Below are 19,391 nucleotides of genomic sequence, written 5' to 3' on the forward strand. Positions count from 1 at the left end.
CCACGAAACCAGCCTTAGCGCTCTTCGCGTTCTTCGTGGTTACAACTCTTCGTGCTCTTCGTGGATCAAAACTTGTGCTGCTCGTAGGCTACCATTCACAGTTAGGCCATGATAGGATAAGCCTGTGTTGCTAGCCGAGGAGCCGCCCCATGAGCCAACCAAACATCCTCACCCTCGAATGTACCGCTGCCGCCGCTGATTCGCCCGATCTAGCCCAATGGACGTTGCGACTCAATCAATTGACTGCCAGTGGCCTGTTGCCTGCGCTGCCAACCAAAGAGCAACGCGCCGATTTTCAATGGTATTTTGAGCGCTATTTAGATTGGCCGTTTTTGGAGTTTCGCGAACGCGCCATGCGGGTTGAAGCCGAGTTAGCGACAGTTGGCAAGGCACTCTTTGCCGCAATTTTTGAATCAAGCGCCAACGCTGCCAAAATCTATGCTGAATGGATGCAGGTTGATGCTGGTGTGCCAACCTTGCAAATTTTAAGCCTGATTCCCGCCGTGCTGAGCGTGCCATGGGAGTTGCTGCACGATGATTTTGGCTTTTTGAACCAACGGCGGATCAATCCAGTCGCGATCTATCGCACCGTTTCCAGCGTTCGCTCAAAAATTGTAGCCCAGCAATTTGCCATGCCGTTGCGGGTGCTGGTGGTTGTGGCACGGCCTGATGATCAAAATTTTCTCGATCCGCGCAGCTCAGCCCAAACCATTTTTGGCCAGTTACAGCAATTAGAAAACGATCAAAAACTCAAGCCTGGCATGATCGAGCTGGAGTTTTTGCGCCCGCCAACCTACGATCAATTGGCGCGTCGCCTGCAAGATGCCACAAAACCTGTACATATATTGCATTTCGATGGCCACGGCGGCTTTCCCAAAATCCAGCCAACCAGCACGCTCTATAAATCGGCCAACGTGCCACAAGGGGTTTTATCGTTCGAAAAAGCCGATTATCAGGTTGATACGGTTGAGGCTCGCCGCTTTGCCGAATTGTTGAACGGCGCTGGCGTGCGTTTGGTCTTGTTGGATGCCTGCCAAACCAGCGTGATGGATACCAGCGCCAGCGACGATGCCGAGTATCAACGCCAACAGGCTTTGAGCAGCGTGGCAACCCAGTTGTTGACAGCGGGCGTGCCTGCGGTGGTAGCGATGAGCGCCAGCGTGATTGTGCCGACCACGGCGCTCTTTTTTGGCGAATTGTATGGCCTGATCGCCGAGGGCCAATCTGTGCCCGTGGCGTTGGAGCGAGCACGCCAAGCCTTGCAAAGCCAGCCCGTGCGCCTATACCTCGCCCGTAACGCCGAACAAGAACCTGATCCAATTAGCTTGGCCGATTGGTGGTTGCCGCATTTTTATCAGCAAGCAGCGATCAATCTCACCCCAACCGGCAAGCCAGCGCGATCCAAGCCGACCAAGCTTTCGGGCTTCATCGAAAACCCACATCAACGCCCATTTGTTGGCCGCGCCAAGGAGCTATTGCAGCTTGAACGGGCTTTGCTCAAGGGCAAAATTGCCCTGCTGCATGGCTTTGGTGGCATTGGCAAAACCCGCCTTGCCAGCGAAGCCGCCGCCTGGCTGACCCAAACCAAGCTCTATCAAGGCGCATTGCTGCTCTCGTTTGAACATGGCGGCAACCAAATTGCCCTGCTCAGTGCAATTGCCCGCCATTATGAGTTGCCCGAAACCGATTCGCACGATTTGCAGGCAGCATTAAAGCGCTTCAAGCCACACCTACACAACAAGCCATTGCTAATTATCGCTGATAATTTGGAGAGCATTTTGCCCAACGCGGGTAATGTTGAGCTGAATGTGTTGGAAGCCCAAGAACGCCAAGCCTTGTGGGATTGTGTGCTAGGCTTGCGGCAAGCAGGCGCAGGCATCATTTTGACCTGCCGCGATTATGATTTGCGTGATAGCCGCTTGCAGCAAGGCCAATACACCAGCGTGATTGCCATGCGCGGCTTGGATACCCCCTCGGCTTACAGCTTTGCCACAGCCTTGCTCGATGATTTGGCGATTGATCGGCGGCGTGCGCCAAAATTACAACTAAGCAGCCTGTTGGCGCGGCTCGATCATCACCCCTTGGCCATGGGCTTGACTCTACGCGCCTTGCGCGACCCAGCCTTGAGTATCGAGCAACTGCTGAGCGACTATAGCAGTGCCTTGCTGCAATACACTGATGAAACCAGCCCCAACCAACGCCATAGCTCACTCGAAGCCTCGCTTAACTACTCGCTGCAACGCCTCAGCCCTGAACAGCGCGAGTGGCTGGCTAAGCTCGCACCATTTGAAGGCGGTGCAAGTGAAGATGATCTTTTGGTGATCACCGAGATTCCTGCCGAGCAATGGGCGCAACTCCGTGCCTCCTTAGAGCATGCGGCATTAATTGTGCCTGTAGCAATTCCAGGTTTCGAAGCACCATTTTTGCGTTTTCACCCTACCCTCACACCCTATTTACGCCAGCAGCACCCCGCTAGCACCGAGCTAGAGCAACGCTTTGCCGTGCGTTATTATGGGTTATCAGGCTATTGTTATCAGCAAGATCGCCAAAACCCGCAAGCAGTTCGCGCCTTGGTACGCTATGAACTGCCCAACCTACAACGGGCAATCCAAGGCTTATTGCGCTTCAAGGAGATTCCTGCGGCGGTGAATATGTCTGATAACCTAAATAAGTTTTACAATAATTTTGGCATGCAACGCGAGCGCAATCTGCTTAATCGGCAAATTGCTCCGTATATTTCTTCTAGTGAACAGCTTTCGGAAGCCGAATATTTGTATGAAAGTGAGCTTGGTGAGGTTGAATATAGCCAAGGTCATTATGAGTTAGCACTTAAACGTTTTCAGCAGTTACTAGCACGGATTGAGCAACAATTACCCGATCAACTGCTTAACTTTCAGCATTGCATAACCCTTACCCACATTGGGCGATGTTTGCAGCGAATGGGGCAATCTACTCAATCGCAGCGAACTTATGAACAAGCCTTAGCGGTGATTGAGCAATTGCTCAATCACCGCTTGGATGATCGAGACTACCTCAAACAACAAGCGCTGCTAATAACAGCGCTTGCTGATTGCCACACCGATCAAGGCCAATTTGCCCAAGCCAAAAGCTCCTATGAGCAAGCGCTAGAAATCAAAAAAACCATTGACGATCGGAGGGGTCAAGCGGTAAGTTTAGGCCAACTTGGGCTGTTAGCGCTACGCCAACGTCAGTATGCTGAGGCCACTCAAAAATACAATGCAGCGCTAGCAATCTATCAGCAGTTGAACGAGCCTAGTATCGTAGCTTCTATCTATCATCAACTTGGCAGAGTTGCCGAAAAGCAAAAGAACTGGACTATAGCAGAGAATTACTATCGCCAGAGTCTTACAATCAAAGAAGGTTTACACAATAACATTGGAGTCGCAGAAACATGTAATCAACTAGCACTTTTGGCAAAAAGTGCTGGTAGATCTATTGAGGCAGAGGGCTGGTTTAAACGGGCTTTACAAAATCCTGATTTACCAGTGTTAAATCGCGCCAAATGGCTCAATAATCTTGCCGATCTCCTTGCCGACCAAATTCAAGCGGGGACTTGGTCGCAGAGCCGCTTGGCTGAAGCTCAAAACTATGCAGAACAAGCACTAAATATTCTTAAAGGGGTTGATCCCGCACAAGCTTCTTTATGGTTACCGCTTAATATTCTTGCCAACTTAGCCGATCCAGCAGGCCAAGCAGCAGAGTATTGCCAGCAAGCCCGCATTGCCTATGCCGCCCATGCCGCCAATCGCTGGCATATCGATCAACAATTTGGAGATTTGATCGCGGCGATTGTCACTGCAACTCAAGGCAATCAAGAAGTACGCACAGCAGTCGAGCAAACCTTACCGCAATTAGAAGCAAATGGTTGGAAGATCAGCAAGGCTATTCAGCGCATCTGGGCAGGCGAGCGCGATTGGCATGGGTTGTGTGCCGAGCTTGATAATCAAGATTCATTGTTGATCTTACGGGTGCTTGAGGAGCTTGAAGCCAATTCAGAAGGCAAAAGTCAAAAGGATAAGGGGTAATTTAACCGCGAAGAACGCTAAGGACGCGAATGTTAGGTTTCGTGGTTCGCAAAAAACTACATGCCCTCACCCCCGACCCCTCTCCCACTGCGGCGGGCGAGGGGCGTTCCAATTTTCATGGTGGGCTGGTTCCCCCTCGCCTCGCCTGCGGGAGAGGGGGTTAGGGGGTGAGGGCATGACCTACGCTTGTGGGCCGGCGTTTACCACGGTTTCGCCAGCGCGTTCGGCGTATTGCTCGAAGTTCTTGCGGAAGCGGGCGGCCAAGTCATCGGCAACCCGATCGTATTCGCTGGCATCGGCCCAAGTTTGGCGGGGTTGCAGCACACTGTTATCAACGCCTTCGATTGCCACAGGCACATCGAGATTGAAACGCTCATCGTGCCACATTTCCACAGCATCGAGTTTGCCAGCCAAGGCGGCATGCACCATCGTGCGGGTATCGCGCAAACTCATGCGCTTGCCAACCCCGAACGAACCACCAGTCCAGCCAGTGTTGACCAAAAATACACGGACTTTGTGTTCGCGCATTTTTTGGCCAAGCAAATCGGCATACACAGTTGGGTGCAAAGGCATAAACGGTGCGCCAAAGCAGGTGCTAAACGTTGCTTGTGGCTCTGAGCCAACGCCCGTTTCGGTGCCAGCCAGCTTGGCGGTATAGCCCGACAAGAAGTGATACATCGCTTGTTCAGGGCTGAGTTTGGCGATTGGCGGCAAAACTCCAAAGGCATCAGCGGTCAAGAAGATGATCGTTTCTGGTTGGCCGCCCATACCCGTTTCGCTGACGTTGGGAATGTATTCCAAGGGATAGGCAGCGCGGGTGTTTTCGGTCAACGACGCATCATCATAATTGGGATCGCGGCTATCGCTGAGCACCACGTTTTCGAGCACCGCCCCATAGCGAATTGCGTCGAAAATTTCTGGCTCCGATTCGCGGCGCAAGCGAATACACTTGGCATAGCAGCCGCCTTCAAAGTTGAACACGCCGTTGGCGCTCCAACCATGCTCATCATCGCCAATCAAAATCCGTTCGGGGTCGGCTGAGAGCGTGGTTTTGCCCGTGCCCGAAAGCCCGAAGAACAAGGCTACATCGCCCTTGCTGCCAATGTTGGCTGAACAGTGCATTGGCATCACGCCTTGGCTTGGCAGCACCATGTTCAATACCGTAAAGATCGATTTCTTGATCTCGCCAGCGTATTCAGTACCGACAATCAAAATCAATTTTTCATCGAGATTGATCATGGCGGCAACTTCTGAGCGCGAGCCATCAACCGCTGGATCAAGCTTCAAACTTGGCAAGTTGAGCACCGTCCATTGCGGTTGTTGATCGCTGCTGATCGCATCGCGGAACAATTGCTTAGCGAACAAGTTATGCCAAGCATACTCGGTCACCACGCGAATTGGCAACGCATACGCTGGATCAGCCCCAGCGCTAGCATCTAAAACAAACATCTCACGTTCGGCCATGTGTGCCAACGCCTTGGCCTTGATCGTGGCATAGGTTTCGGGCTTCATAGCTTTATGGAATTTCGTCCAGTGCATTGACGCGGCTGCTGGTGTTTCCACCACAAACTTATCATCTGCAGAACGACCCGTGCGTGCGCCCGTGGTGGCAACGACAGCCCCAGTAGCCGATAAAACGGCTTCGCCCCGTTTGAGAGCAGCTTCCACCAATTGCGGCACCGTTAAGTTGCGATAGGCTTGCTTGACATGTAAATTAGCGCCTACAGTGTCGCCTTCACTTAATACGGCTCGTTCGGTCATGAGATGGCTCCTTTAGATAAAGAGAAATAAAAATAAGCTGCCGTAGCGGCTACAACCAGCACAAGCGCGTTCAACTTGCGCTTGGTGAGCCAGCTAGCGTAGCAGCTACAACACCGATACATCGTTAATCGAGAGGCCAAAGCGGCTACCAAGAAACTCAGCAGCACGGCGGCACATTACCATTCGTGAAAGAAAAATCTCAAAATAATCCATCACCGAGGCCATCTCGGTGTCGATGGTTAATTGCAGTGTAACACGGCGTTGCTCAGTATCAACCCGTAAAAATGATTTGGTCGCGGCGTAATTAACTCGATCATGAATATCAAAGGTGGTGGGATCGCTGTTTTGCACCCGCGAACGATGCACATCAGATTTATCGGCCAAAATCAGTGCCGCTGCCACGGTTGAAACCGCATGGCCGCGTTCTTCCTCGTGATTACCAATCGCGCCCATAATCGTGATGATCTCGTCGATTGGCATATCGAGGCTGCTCAAAATATCTTTGGCCAAAATCGCCCCAGTTTGGCCATGATCATTGCGATTGATGCTATTGCCAATGTCGTGCAACACGCCCGCAATTTCGGCCAGCTCAATCTCGCGAGCCGAAAACTTTAGGCGGCGCAACACATTTGCCCCAATATGGCCAACTAAAGATGCATGGCGACGGCCATGCTCAGTATAGCCAATCAACTTAAGCTGATTATTGGCAGCATCAAGGTAGGCATAGGTATGGGGATGATTGCGCACTTGGGTAATTGTCACACGGCGGGGATCAGCCTTGGCTAATTCGCTGGCTGGAGCCTGGACAGGTTGGCTAGTTAATTCGGCGACCATTGCCTCACGTTGGGCAACCGCAGCCTCAATTTTAGGAGCAACAACATCGCGCATACGGTCTTTCGTATCAAGCGAAAGCGTATCCGCTGTATGGCTTAGCTTCTCGACTTCATCGGCGAGCCGCGCATCATCGCGCATTTCCATAGAGAACCTCGCTGAAGCAACAACAGTAGCTCAGGGCTAATCAGTTCATTACTTCAATGAATGGGCCAGCAATCACTGCCAGCTTGCATAAACGTCAATTGCCAATGTGATCATTCAACGTTGAATAATCATTAGTCCCCCTCATCCCAACCCCTCTCCCACTGCGGCGAGCGAGGGGCGTTTGGCTTGGTGGTTCCCCCTCGCCTCGCATGCGGGCGAAGGGCTTTTGGTTGGTGGTTCCCCCTCGCCTGCTCGGCGGGAGAGGGGGTGAGGGCATGAGACACGCATCCCCAACCCCAACAACCGACCCCTAATTTATATCACTCCCCGACAAACTTTCGCGGAGAATTTCGAGATTTTCTAGGGCAAGACCTGTGCCGATGGCCACGCAGTTGGCGGGCTGGTCGGCAACGTAACAGGGTACACCCGTAACCTCAGTCAACAATTCGTTGATCCGGCGCAGCATCGAGCCACCGCCAGTCATCACCATCCCCTTATCAATAATATCCGATGATAATTCGGGGGGCGTTTCGACCAAGACCGAGCGCACCGCACTGATAATCGCCTCAAGTGGCTCTTGGATAGCATCGGTAATTTCGTTGGAATCGACCTCGATCGTGCGTGGCAAGCCAGCAACTTGGTCGCGACCGCGCACTTGCATGGTCAATGGACGATCGAGCGGCAAGGCTGAACCAATTTCAATTTTAATACTTTCAGCCGTGCGTTCGCCGATCATCATATTATATTTACGTTTGATATAGGCGGCGATGGCTTCATCGAACTTATTGCCACCAACCCGTACCGAATTGCTCACCACAATATCGTTGAGCGAAATCACGGCAACTTCAGTTGTACCACCACCAATATCAATAATCAAGTTGCCAGATGGTTGAGCCACCGGAATATTCGCGCCAATCGCAGCAGCAAGTGGCTCACGAATCAAATAGGCGCGGCGTGCGCCAGCTTTACGAGCGGCATCACGTACAGCCCGCATCTCGACGGTGGTTACCCCAGCCGGAATACAAATCATCACATCGGGCTTGCCAAAGCCACGGGTTTTATCGATAAAGTGCTCCAACATCGCCTTGGTGGTTTCATAATCGGCGATCACCCCGTTGAGCATTGGGCGAATCACCTCAACGCTTTCGGGTTCACGGCCAAGCATCGCCAGGGCATCAGTGCCAACTGCGCGAATCTTATTGGTTTTGCGCGAGAGCGCCACCACTGACGGCTCGGACAAGACAATTCCTTTGCCCTTGATGTAGACAAGCACATTTGCCGTGCCTAGGTCAATCCCAATTTTTCGTGCCATACCTTAATTATTCCAAACGCATAAAGAACACCAACCGATCATCACAGGTTTAAAGGCCATGGATAATAGCTGATGTTCTTTACACTCATGCTACCTACTATTGACGGTTGCGGCGCAATTTCGCAACTTGCAAACGAACTGTGGCGCGGCGCAAGGCAATCTCGGCCCGAGCAAGATCCTCGGTGCTTTGACGATCGCGCATAGCTTGTTCGGCTTGCAAGCGAGCTTGTTCGGCGCGGGTTTCATCGATTTCATCAGCGCGTTCAGCGGTATCGGCCAAAATCGTCACGCGATTTGGCAAGACTTCCATGAAGCCACCGCTGATAGCGTAGGGCATGCTAACACCATTTTTCACATAGTGCAATTCGCCTGGTTGCAACACCGTCAGCAATGGCTCGTGGCGAGGCAAAATCCCCACCCGACCCTCGACTGAAGGCGCACTGACCATATCGACTTCTTCGGAAAGAACCACGCGCTCAGCGGTGACGATTTCCAATTGGATTGGCATACACATCCTCACAGCGATTATAGACAATGCGCCGGAATGGGGCGGGGACTAATGCCCGTTCCAGCCGGCGCAGGGTCAGATAATCATTGATCGATTATTGCTTTGACGCATCGTAAGCGGCTACCACATCGTCGATGCCACCCTTCATAAAGAAGAAGCTTTCGGGAATGTGGTCGAACTCGCCTGCTAAGACGCGGGCAAAGCTCTTGACGGTATCGCCAACCGCGACATACTTGCCTGGAATGTTGGTAAACACTTCAGCCACGCCGAATGGTTGTGAGAAGAAGCGTTCGAGCTTGCGGGCGCGTGAAACTGTCAATTTGTCGTCGTCTGACAATTCTTCGACACCCAAAATTGCAATAATATCTTGCAAGTCTTTGTAGCGTTGCAACATCCGTTGAACTTCGGTCGCGACGCGGTAGTGTTCTTCGCCCACAATGTTGGGGTCGAGAATCCGGCTGGTTGAAGCCAGTGGGTCCACCGCAGGATAGATACCTTTTTCTGAGATCGAGCGTTCCAGCGAAATCGTTGCATCCAAGTGAGCAAAGGTTGTCGCTGGAGCTGGGTCGGTGTAGTCGTCAGCAGGCACGTAGACGGCTTGCAACGAGGTAATCGAGCCAGTCTTGGTCGAAGTGATGCGTTCTTGCAATTCACCCATCTCGGTACCCAAGGTTGGTTGGTAACCCACCTGTGAAGGCATCCGGCCCAAGAGCGCCGATACTTCCGAACCTGCTTGGGTAAAGCGGAAGATGTTATCGACGAACAAGAGTACGTCGCGGCCTTCTTCGCGGAAGTATTCAGCCATGGTCAAGGCTGAAAGCGCCACCCGCAAGCGTGCTCCTGGTGGTTCGTTCATTTGACCGAACACCATCACCGTTTTATCGAACACGGTTTGGTCGGTGCCAGGAATCTTTGAATCCTTCATTTCGTGGATCAAGTCGTTACCTTCGCGTGAGCGCTCGCCTACGCCTGCGAACACCGAGTAACCGGATTGTTCTTTAGCGATATTCGAGATCAACTCTTGGATAATAACGGTCTTGCCCACACCTGCGCCACCGAACACCCCAGTTTTACCACCCTTGGTGAAGGGCGCGATCAAGTCGATAACCTTGATGCCGGTTTCGAACAACTCGGCGCGGTTTGACTGTTCTTCAAAGGTTGGGGCTGGGCGGTGAATTGGCATGGTTTTGGTAGTACCAACCGCGCCTTCACCGTCGATTGGCCGACCTTGAACGTCGAACACCCGACCCAAGGTTTCGGGGCCGACTGGCACGCTGATTGGTGCGCCAGTGTCGATTACGTCCATCCCACGGACAAGGCCGTCGGTGGTGGACATAGCGACCGCGCGAACCACGCTATCACCCAACTGCTGTTGGACTTCGCAGATCAGCGATGAGCGGCCTTCGCCCAAGGGAATTTCCAACGCGTTATAAATTTGTGGCAGGCCATCGGCAGGAAATTCTGCGTCGATAACCACGCCAGTAATTTGTAAAATTTTTCCAGTTGCCATGGAATTCTCCAAATGGTCAACAATCACTAGCAAATACTAGCTGATTATTGGTTGAGCGCTGTTGCACCAGCGGCGATTTCGCTAATCTCAGTGGTGATAGCTGCTTGACGGGCCTTGTTATAGGTCAAGGTCAGGTCGCGCACCAACTCTTTGGCATTGTCATTGGCATTGCGCATAGCCATCATCCGAGCCGAATGTTCACTTGCAATTGATTCAAGGATGGCTTGGTAAAGCTGCACTTCAATAAAGCGTGGCAATAATTGGTCAAGCACATCTTCTTGGCTTGGTTCGTATGAGTAATCGACTTTGGTTGCGCCAGCGTTGCCTGGGGCTTCAACTGGCAAGAAACGGCGCAATTTTGGCCGTTGCACCAACGTGTTTACGAACTCGGCACAAAGCAAGTAGACTTCATCATAATCGTAGTTGCCACTTGCATCGGGGCTGTAGCCATTGATGGCGGTCGTGGCTGCGGGCAAAACATCCACCAGTGGAGGAGCATCGCCCAAGCCAATGATTTCAGAATCGAGTTTTTGACCAACCCGTAAAATGAAATCGCGACCTTTTTTGCCGATAGCAATGACTGAAACACTACGACCTTGGCTTTTTTGATCTGTGATAAAGCGAGCCGCTGCACGCGTCAAGTTTGAATTAAGCGCACCGCACAGCCCACGGTCGGGCGTGATCAAAATCAACGCAACACGAGTTACTGTGGGATGCGGCTGCAACAACGGGTGTTTCGTGCCGCCACCCATCGACCGTAACGTCAACTCGCCCATTACATCGTAAAGGCGGTCGGCATAGGGACGGGTTGCAAGCACGTTTCGTTGAGCGCGACGCATCTTCGAGGCCGACACTAGCTCCATCGCTTTGGTGATTTTGCCAGTGTTCTTAACACTCTTGATCCGCCGCCGAATTTCTCGTGCTGAAGCCATAAAATCCTCGTAAAGAAAGAGATTGAGGCGAGGGTGGGATCAAGGTAACTGACCCCTGACCCCCAGCCCCCAACCTCTATCTATTTATAACTCGCCGTTTGCTTGAATTCGGTCACGGCCTTGCGCAAGCTGGCGATGGTTGCTTCACTCAAGACTTTTTCGCTAGCGATCGCGCGGCCAACCTCAGCATAGCTGCTGTGGATAAACTGCCAGAAATCGCGCTTGAAGTCGTTGATCCGAGCAACTGGAACATCATCCAAGAAGCCGTTGCCAGCAACCCACAGAATAATCACTTGGTCTTCCAAAGCGATTGGTTGGTATTGTGGTTGCTTGAGCAATTCTGAAAGGCGTTGACCGCGTTCGATTTGGGCCTTGGTGCCTGCATCCAAATCAGAAGCAAACATCGCAAAGGCTGCCAATTCGCGGAACTGCGCCAATTCGAGCTTCATCTTACCAGCAACGGTCTTCATGGCTTTGGTTTGGGCCGATGAACCTACGCGGCTCACCGAGATACCAACGTTCAAAGCTGGGCGTTGGCCAGCATAGAACAAGTCCGATTCCAAGAAGATTTGACCGTCGGTGATCGAAATCACGTTGGTCGGAATGTAGGCTGAAACGTCGTTAGCTTGGGTTTCGATGATTGGCAAGGCCGTAATCGAACCACCGCCATTGACTTCGCTCAAACGGGCAGCGCGTTCCAACAAGCGTGAGTGCAAGTAGAACACGTCGCCAGGGTAGGCTTCGCGGCCTGGAGGGCGGCGCAGCAACAACGACACTTGGCGATAAGCCACAGCGTGCTTCGACAAATCGTCATAGATGATCAAGGCATCTTTGACCAAGTTGCCATCGACCGTTACGCCGACTTCCATCACTTCTTCAGCGATGGCACAGCCTGAGTACGGTGCGATATATTGCAATGCTGCTGATTCTGAAGCTGAAGCATTGACCACGATGGTGTAATCCATCGCGCCATTTTGCTCAAGCGTAGTGATGGTTTGAGCCACTTTCGAGCGCTTTTGGCCGATTGCGACATACACACAAACCATACCTTGACCGCGTTGGTTGATGATCGTATCGATCGCGATCGCGGTCTTACCAGTTTGGCGGTCGCCGATGATCAACTCACGTTGACCACGCCCGATTGGAATCAGTGCGTCGATCGCCAAGATCCCAGTTTGCACTGGTTGGCTCACCGATTTACGCTCGATCACACCCGGGGCGATCCGTTCGACTTCGCGGGTTTTGCTGGCGCTGATTGGGCCTTTGCCATCGAGTGGGCGGCCCAGTGGGTCAACGACACGGCCAAGCAACTCTTGACCAACTGGCACTGAAATAATCTTGCCAGTTGAGCGTACCAAGTCGCCTTCTTCAATTTCGAGATAATCGCCCAAAATAACGGCAGCGACGTTATCTTTTTCCAAGTTCAGCGCGATGCCCATGACGGTTTCGCCTGACTTCGTTTGCTTGAATTCAAGCAACTCCGAAGCCATAACATCGCGCAGACCTGAGATCCGCGCCACGCCGTCGCCAACACTGGCAACCGTCCCGACGTTGACCGCAGTTGGGTCTCCGCCGACAGGTTGCTGGATGCTGGCTTTAAGACGACTAAGAATATCTTCTGCTGTTACAGCCATTGTTTGCCTCTATGATCGAAGTATGAAGGATGAAGCGGCAGCCTCATCACTCCTCACAGTTATCCGGCCATCATATTGCGTTGGACTGCGTTGAGGCGTTGGCGGAGAGTTGAATCAAGCACCTTATCGCCGACACGCACCAACAAGCCGCCCAGAATTTCTGGATCGACTTTGTAGGCGATATCAAGCAATGCGCCATAACGAGCCTTGAGATCTTTTTCGATCTTAGTTCGTTGTTCAGCGCTAAGTTCAACGGCGCTTGTAACTTCTGCCGCGGTTGGGCCGCCCGAACGCGCCAACTGCACCAACTCATCCAGCACGGCGGGCAAGAGTTGCTCTTGGCCTTCGGCTGTGAGCGCTGCAACTAATGAATCATAGACAGCGCGGGCGTAGCTTGCGGGTTCGCGGCTGCTCATTAGTTCAGCCTCCCAAGTTGGTCAATTGATTTATTGATCAACTCGTCATGACCTTTGGTTTGCAGTTCGCGGCCAAGCACATTGCTGGCGGTTTCGGTCACCAAAGAAGCCAATTGGCCTTGCAAGCCGCGCAACACTTGTTGGCGTTCTTGCTCGACTTTACCACGAGCTTCTTCTTCGATCTTGGCAGCGTTATTGCGAGCAACAACCAACAACTCGGCTTCTTGGGCACGAGCGCGTTCTTGGGCTTGGCTGATGATGGTTTGACCTTCGCGGCGAGCTTCTTGCAGCTTCGCTTCGTAGTCGGCATCAACCCGAGCCAATTGTTGCTTGACTTTTTCGGCGTTATCTAAGCTCTCGCGAATCCGCTCTGAGCGGGCTTGCAAGGCATTCAAAACTGGTTTGTAAAGAAATGTATTGAGCAAGAATGCCAACAAGCAGAAGTTGACAATTTGCGAGATAAGGAGCGGGAGATCAACCCCAAGCTTATCCATGTAAGTCCCCCTTGGGAGATGGCGCTGCGCAGCGGCGAAACGCCATCAACGAATGTCAGCGGTAGCGTTTGTGTGGTGCTTAGAGCACGCCGAACCCGATTAGCAGCGAGATAACCAAACCGAAGATTGCCAAACCTTCAGTCAAGGCGATACCAACGAACATGTTGGTACGAATCGAGCCTTCAGTTTCTGGGTTGCGGGCAATAGCTTGCAATGCACCAGCAACCAACAAACCTACGCCGATACCAGGGCCAATTGCTGCTAAACCGATTGCGAGAGCCGCAGCCAACAAACGTGCACCTGTATCCGTCATGAGCGTTATCCTCCAAAAGAACTTAATCTGTATCAAAGAACGTTTTTATGCGATCAAATGGCGATCAAGCGATTAGTGGGCGTGTTCTTCGTGGCCATGATCGCCGTGCGATTCAGCAGCCATATCGATAAACGCCATGGTCAGCATTGCAAACACGAAGGCTTGAACCAAGCCCACGAACAATTCCAAGCCATAGAATGGCAATGAAAGCAAGGCTGGGAACAGGAACGCCATCACCAAGAGCACCACTTCGCCGGCAAAGATGTTGCCGAAAAGCCGGAAGGTAAACGAGATGATGCGAGCGAATTCTGAAACGAGTTCGATAATCCCGACGAAGAACTGAATTGGTCCTTGGTTGAAGATAAAGAACTTGCCCAAGTAGCCAAAGCCTTGCTTGCGGAAGCCCCAGAATTCGGTGACGACGAATGAGATCAAGGCCAAAGCCAAGGTCATATTCAAGTCAGCGCTCCCTGGGCGCAAGAAGGGGTGGAACAAAGGCGTGATTTTGCCAGCGTGGTCGAGTTCGGCTGAGACTGCCTTGTATTGGGCAATTTGCTCAGGCGTTTCCAAGGTTGCTGGCAAGACGATGCCTTGGGCTGAAGCTTCAGCCCGCACCAAGGTATCAGCAGTTCCAGCACACTTGTTGGTGTAATCTGACCAAACTTTTTGAGCACCGATGACTTTTTCGCTTGGGCCAGCACCAGCTACCGGAGTATGGCCGTGCATCACTTCTAATTCTGATTCAGCAAAACAAACCCCAAGTGAACCAACACCGGGGACCAAGCCGAACCAGTTTGAAGGCAAGACCAAGAAGAAGATGGTTGCAACCACGACAAAGAAGCGGGCTACATATTTCGGGCTAACCCCTTGCATGGTGTTGTATAGAACTTCAACACCATATTCCAAGGCATTTTGCAAGCCCTTGGGGTGCTTCAAGGCTTCGTCGTTGCCACTGCGCAATTTTGCAGTAGCTGCCAACGAGAGCACAACAAGCAAAATCATCACAACCCATGTTAACAACAAGGAGTTTGTGACGTTGTATGATCCTATGTGGAAAACTTCCTCAGCGCGAACCGACACCAGTGGCTTCCCCACAGGCAGGAATATGCGCAGTAGAATCCCCACAACGAGGACAATACCGACAGGAATCCATATGTTTCGTTTAGTGGACAAGGCGATCCCTCCGCGTTTATAGCCCAACCATGCGGCATTCTGTCGGTCATGCACAACGGTGGGCAACGAAATCTTTAGACGACTGTGGGATTTTGTGCTTTTTTGCACATTCTCAAGTATAAAGGATGCATATGCTCTTGTCAAACTTGTTAACATTAGTCAAGAATGGCCTGAATCCCTTTGCAACGGGCAGAAATCATTGCAATGCCATGGTTGCAAGCATGAATTTTTGATCAATTTGCCATGAATTTGGCTGGCTTTGTGCTGATTGTCACAAAAACCTCTCAACAATCTTGCTGGGGTTTGGCAAGGATGGATTAGCACATTGATCCACGAAGGACCCGCAGAGCACGAAGGTTGTAACCACGAAGATCGCGAAGATCGCGAAGGTTTCTTAGTCCAAAACCAATAGCTTAGTGCCAGGCCTTTCATCCTTCATCCCTTCAAAGGCTTGCTATTTGTTACAAATTATTAAAAAGCTAAAATTTCCTAAAGATTTTTGCTTGACAAGCCTAAATCGCTTGTGTATACTTCGTCCAACAAACGAACGAACCAAAAGTACCAGCCCAAATCGGGACATTTGCCTAATCGTACTCAACAACGCTCCACAACATCACAACTTAGTACGACGGTATTTTTCTAGGGCTAAAACTTTGTTCGATCTATAAACAAATTGATAGTGGCTCGATGAATCATCGTTGATTCATTCCCCGTAGGTGCTGTGTCGTTTCAACAATCCTAGGCCTGAAGCTGGCACGGCAGATTTAACATATCGATCAACCGTTCACGCCCCAAAGGAGGGACGTTTATGTCACGGACCACTCGCGCAATGGCGCGGCTGACACTGTTCGTCTTGGTTGTGATCATCTTCTCGGTTGGCTTTTTTGGAACCGCTCCACGGGCAACGCAAGCCCAAACTACTCCACGCACGGCCTTCGTCCATTTATTCGAATGGAAATGGACTGACATCGCCAAAGAATGCGAAAATTGGCTCGGCCCCAAGGGCTTCGCTGCTGTTCAAGTCTCGCCACCCCAAGAGCATATCCAAGGCTCGCAATGGTGGACGCGCTATCAACCAGTTAGCTATCAGATTCAAAGCCGCTCGGGCACTCGCGCCGAGTTCGCCAACATGGTTTCACGCTGTAAAGCTGTTGGGGTTGATATTTATGTCGATGCCGTGATCAACCACATGACCGGCGTGGGCAGTGGCACGGGCGTAGCTGGCTCAAGCTACACCAGCTACAATTACCCCGGTAATTATCAAACTCAAGATTTCCACCACTGTGGCCGCAATGGCAACGACGATATCAGCAACTACCAAGATCGCTGGGAAGTTCAAAATTGTGAGTTGGTTAACCTCGCCGATCTCAAAACTGAATCAGATTATGTTCGCGGCAAATTAGCTGCCTATTTGAATGATCTGCGCAGTTTGGGCGTAGCTGGCTTCCGCATTGATGCTGCCAAGCATATGCCCGCCGCTGATATTGCCAACATCATGAGCCGCGCCAGCAATCCTTACATCTATCAAGAAGTGATTGACCAAGGCGGCGAGCCAATTACCTCAGGCGAATATACGGGCAACGGCGATGTGACTGAGTTCAAATACAGCACCAACATTGGCCGCATGTTCAAAACCGACAAGCTTGCCAACATGAGCAACTTCGGCACAGCTTGGGGCTTTATCGCCAGCGATAGTGCGGTGGTTTTCACCGATAACCACGACAACCAACGCGGCCATGGCGGCGCTGGCAATGTCGTTACCTTCAAAGATGGCAAACTCTACGAACTTGCCAACGTCTTCGCTCTAGCTTGGCCCTATGGCTATCCCCAAGTCATGTCGAGCTACAACTTCAGCAACGGCGACCAAGGCCCACCCAGCAGCAATGTCTACAATGGCAACACCGCCGATTGCGGTGGCAGCAACTGGGTTTGTGAACATCGCTGGCGCGGCATCGCCAATATGGTTGGCTTCCGCAACTACACTAGCACAGCCTTCAGCACCAGCAACTGGTGGTCGAATGGCAATAATCAAATTTCGTTCAGCCGTGGCAGCTTGGGCTTCGTAGCAATCAACCGCGAAGGCAGCAGCTTGAGCCGCACCTTTGCTACGGGCTTGCCCGCCGGAACCTACTGCGATGTAATTCACGGCGATTTCAACAATGGCTCGTGCTCTGGCCCAACCATCAGCGTCAACAGCAGTGGCCAAGCAACAATCACGGTCGCCGCAATGGATTCAGTGGCAATTCATGGTGGCGCAAAAATCAATGGCACTAACCCAACGCCAGTGCCAACCACCCCACCAAGCGGCAGCATCGCTGTCACCTTCAACGAAAATGCCACCACGGTTTGGGGCCAAAATGTCTATGTGATTGGCAATGTCTCGGCACTTGGTAGCTGGAACACCGCCAATGCTGTGTTGCTCTCATCAGCAAGCTACCCAGTTTGGAGCAAGACAATCAACTTGCCAGCCAGCACCGCCATCGAATACAAATACATCAAGAAAGATGGTTCGGGCAATGTGACCTGGGAAAGCGGTAGTAACCGTACATTTACCACGCCAAGCAGCGGCACGGTCACCCGCAACGATACCTGGAAATAGCTGTTGAGTTTTTAACCACGAAGGACACGAAGAGCACGAATGTTAGGCTCGTTGGAAACCTGAGTTTTGTACAAGACATCAGAGAACCAATAACCCAAACCTTAGTGAAACTTCGTGTCCTTCGTGGTTAAATTATATCCTTGGGTATTTCGTAAAATTCTGGCTCAGCGAAGGCCAAACGTTGGCGCATCACCTCAATTGCTTGGGGATTTTGGTCGATCAAGGTGAAATTACGGCCATTCCGCGCAGCCGCCTCACCAAACGAGCCGCTGCCAGCAAAGAAATCGAGCAGTTGATCGTTGGGGTTGGAGTGGACGCGCACAATCCGGTTGAGAATTGCTAGTGGTTTTTGGGTCGGATAGCCAGTTTTTTCCTTGCCATTGGGGCTAACAATCGTGTTCCACCAAACATCGGTCGGCGTTTTGCCACGGGCAGCCTTTTCGGGGCCAACCAAACCTGGAGCCATATAGGGAATGCGATCAATCTGATCATAATTAAAGGTATAGTTTTCGGGATCTTTGGCATACCACAAGATGGTATCGTGCTTGGTTGACCATTTTTTGCGCGACCGAGCGCCATAATCGTAGGCCCAAATAATTTCGTTGATAAACGAATCACGGCCAAAAATTTGGTCGATCAATACCTTGCAATAATGGACTTCACGATAATCGATGTGAAAAAAGAAGCTGCCTTGGGGTTTCAGCAAACGGTAAGCTTCAAGCAAACGCGGCTCAATAAATGCCAGAAAATCGTCAAAGCTATCGCCATAGGCTCGCTCGCCAATTTTGATGCTGCTATAACGATGACCACCAAAGCCAACCCGATCACCTTGCTCGGAGCGAACCGTGCGCAGTTGGGTGCGACTTTGGATTTTGCCAGTGTTGAAGGGCGGGTCAATATAAATTAAATCATAGCTGGCCGCTGGCAGGGTTGCCAAAACAGCCAAATTATCGCCAAAATAAAGTTTATTCATGGTGTGATGTTAATGCTTCCTCAATCGCTAAGCGTTCGGCTTCACTCAATGAACGCTTGCCTTCCAACCAAGCCCGTAAAATTGCCGAATCACAGCCACTTGCCGCCGCTAGTTGGGCTAATGTCCAGCCACGTTGAGCCAGCCACAATAATACCTCGCGGCGTTGCTCGTTCAAAGGTTGTGGTTTGCGCCGCCGCACTAGCTTAGCAACTCCCGAATCGGCACAACAAACTGCGGCAAAATTCGCGCGTGCTCCAAACAATCGTTGAGGCCTAAAATTCGGCGTGGTTGGGTTGGCTCAATCTGATGTACGCTGCCTAAACGCGGATAGATAATCCACATTAATTGCAGATTGGCTGCCAAATAATCATTAATTTTTTCTTCAACATCAATCGCCCGCTCATTGGGCGAGATAACTTCGACCGCCAAACTTGGTGCACCCTGCCAATATCGATCGCCGCTTTGTTGTTGTCCTAGCTGATTCGAATTAATAAAAAATACATCGGCAGCACGCAAAGTGTTGGGGCCAAGAATAAAGCCCAATTCTGTGCCAACCAGCCCTGGTTGGGTTTGGGTTTGATTCCATAAGCTGAGGCTAACCAGCAATTTGGTAACAATCAGGCTATGTTGTAGTTGGACTGGACTCACAGGCTGCACAACTCCCTGCACTAACTCAGCATGCTGAAAATCGGCTTGCAAAAAATGTTCAAGATCAATCAACCGTTGGGTTGGCATTGCAAGC

General features: G+C 51.5%; 16 protein-coding genes. 2 read left to right on the forward strand and 14 right to left on the reverse strand.

Going from position 1 to position 19,391, the window contains the following annotated elements; all coding sequences use genetic code 11:
• Positions 1-149: 149 nt before the first annotated feature.
• Positions 150-4,046, forward strand: coding sequence for a tetratricopeptide repeat protein (locus DEF47_RS20235; RefSeq protein WP_012191601.1), 3,897 nt, complete (start codon positions 150-152; stop codon positions 4,044-4,046).
• Between the two features lie 180 nt (positions 4,047-4,226).
• On the opposite strand, the gene pckA is transcribed toward DEF47_RS20235, so the two are convergent.
• The 11 genes from pckA to atpB form a co-directional block, all read right to left on the reverse strand.
• Positions 4,227-5,807 carry a phosphoenolpyruvate carboxykinase (ATP) gene (gene pckA, locus DEF47_RS20240; protein ID WP_012191600.1) on the reverse strand — a complete coding sequence of 527 codons (1,581 nt, stop codon included), beginning with the start codon at positions 5,805-5,807 and terminating at the stop codon, positions 4,227-4,229.
• A 105-nt stretch (positions 5,808-5,912) separates the two neighbouring features.
• A complete protein-coding gene (locus DEF47_RS20245; protein ID WP_012191599.1) occupies positions 5,913-6,785 on the reverse strand; it encodes an HD domain-containing protein in 873 nt (290 codons plus the stop codon).
• A 310-nt stretch (positions 6,786-7,095) separates the two neighbouring features.
• On the reverse strand, positions 7,096-8,097 hold the full coding sequence (locus DEF47_RS20250; protein WP_012191598.1) for a rod shape-determining protein: 1,002 nt from the start codon (positions 8,095-8,097) through the stop codon (positions 7,096-7,098).
• Between the two features lie 97 nt (positions 8,098-8,194).
• Complete coding sequence (locus DEF47_RS20255) at positions 8,195-8,605, reverse strand: F0F1 ATP synthase subunit epsilon (RefSeq protein ID WP_012191597.1); 411 nt, start codon at positions 8,603-8,605, stop codon at positions 8,195-8,197.
• Positions 8,606-8,699: 94 nt separating this feature from the next.
• Positions 8,700-10,115: a F0F1 ATP synthase subunit beta gene (gene atpD / locus DEF47_RS20260; protein ID WP_012191596.1), complete on the reverse strand. Its 1,416-nt coding sequence runs from the start codon at positions 10,113-10,115 to the stop codon at positions 8,700-8,702.
• A 44-nt stretch (positions 10,116-10,159) separates the two neighbouring features.
• Positions 10,160-11,047 carry a F0F1 ATP synthase subunit gamma gene (locus DEF47_RS20265; protein ID WP_012191595.1) on the reverse strand — a complete coding sequence of 296 codons (888 nt, stop codon included), beginning with the start codon at positions 11,045-11,047 and terminating at the stop codon, positions 10,160-10,162.
• An 80-nt stretch (positions 11,048-11,127) separates the two neighbouring features.
• On the reverse strand, positions 11,128-12,681 hold the full coding sequence (gene atpA / locus DEF47_RS20270) for a F0F1 ATP synthase subunit alpha (protein WP_012191594.1): 1,554 nt from the start codon (positions 12,679-12,681) through the stop codon (positions 11,128-11,130).
• A gap of 59 nt (positions 12,682-12,740) precedes the next feature.
• Entirely contained in the window at positions 12,741-13,097 is a 357-nt protein-coding gene (gene atpH / locus DEF47_RS20275) for an ATP synthase F1 subunit delta (RefSeq protein WP_012191593.1), read from the reverse strand.
• Positions 13,097-13,591, reverse strand: coding sequence for a F0F1 ATP synthase subunit B (locus DEF47_RS20280; RefSeq protein ID WP_012191592.1), 495 nt, complete (start codon positions 13,589-13,591; stop codon positions 13,097-13,099). Before DEF47_RS20280 ends, atpH begins: the two co-directional genes overlap by 1 nt.
• A 79-nt stretch (positions 13,592-13,670) precedes the next feature.
• On the reverse strand, positions 13,671-13,904 hold the full coding sequence (gene atpE, locus DEF47_RS20285; protein ID WP_012191591.1) for an ATP synthase F0 subunit C: 234 nt from the start codon (positions 13,902-13,904) through the stop codon (positions 13,671-13,673).
• Between the two features lie 72 nt (positions 13,905-13,976).
• Entirely contained in the window at positions 13,977-15,233 is a 1,257-nt protein-coding gene (gene atpB / locus DEF47_RS20290) for a F0F1 ATP synthase subunit A (protein WP_287045320.1), read from the reverse strand.
• A gap of 652 nt (positions 15,234-15,885) precedes the next feature.
• Between atpB and DEF47_RS20295 the strand changes: the two genes are divergently transcribed.
• Positions 15,886-17,676, forward strand: a complete 1,791-nt coding sequence (locus DEF47_RS20295) for a carbohydrate-binding module family 20 domain-containing protein (protein ID WP_012191589.1) — start codon at positions 15,886-15,888, stop codon at positions 17,674-17,676.
• A gap of 127 nt (positions 17,677-17,803) precedes the next feature.
• Here DEF47_RS20295 and DEF47_RS20300 read toward each other — a convergent pair whose 3' ends face one another.
• Genes DEF47_RS20300 through DEF47_RS20310 form a run of 3 tightly spaced genes read right to left on the reverse strand, consistent with a single transcriptional unit; the run spans position 17,804 to position 19,384 of the window.
• Positions 17,804-18,649, reverse strand: coding sequence for a DNA-methyltransferase (locus DEF47_RS20300; protein ID WP_012191588.1), 846 nt, complete (start codon positions 18,647-18,649; stop codon positions 17,804-17,806).
• Entirely contained in the window at positions 18,642-18,848 is a 207-nt protein-coding gene (locus DEF47_RS20305; protein ID WP_012191587.1) for a helix-turn-helix domain-containing protein, read from the reverse strand. The genes DEF47_RS20300 and DEF47_RS20305 overlap by 8 nt, the downstream gene beginning before the upstream one ends.
• On the reverse strand, positions 18,848-19,384 hold the full coding sequence (locus DEF47_RS20310) for a Uma2 family endonuclease (RefSeq protein ID WP_012191586.1): 537 nt from the start codon (positions 19,382-19,384) through the stop codon (positions 18,848-18,850). Before DEF47_RS20310 ends, DEF47_RS20305 begins: the two co-directional genes overlap by 1 nt.
• Between the last annotated feature and the right edge of the window lie 7 nt (positions 19,385-19,391).

Source organism: Herpetosiphon sp. (assembly GCF_003512625.1).
In the GTDB taxonomy this organism is placed as follows: Bacteria; Chloroflexota; Chloroflexia; order Chloroflexales; family Herpetosiphonaceae; genus Herpetosiphon; species Herpetosiphon aurantiacus.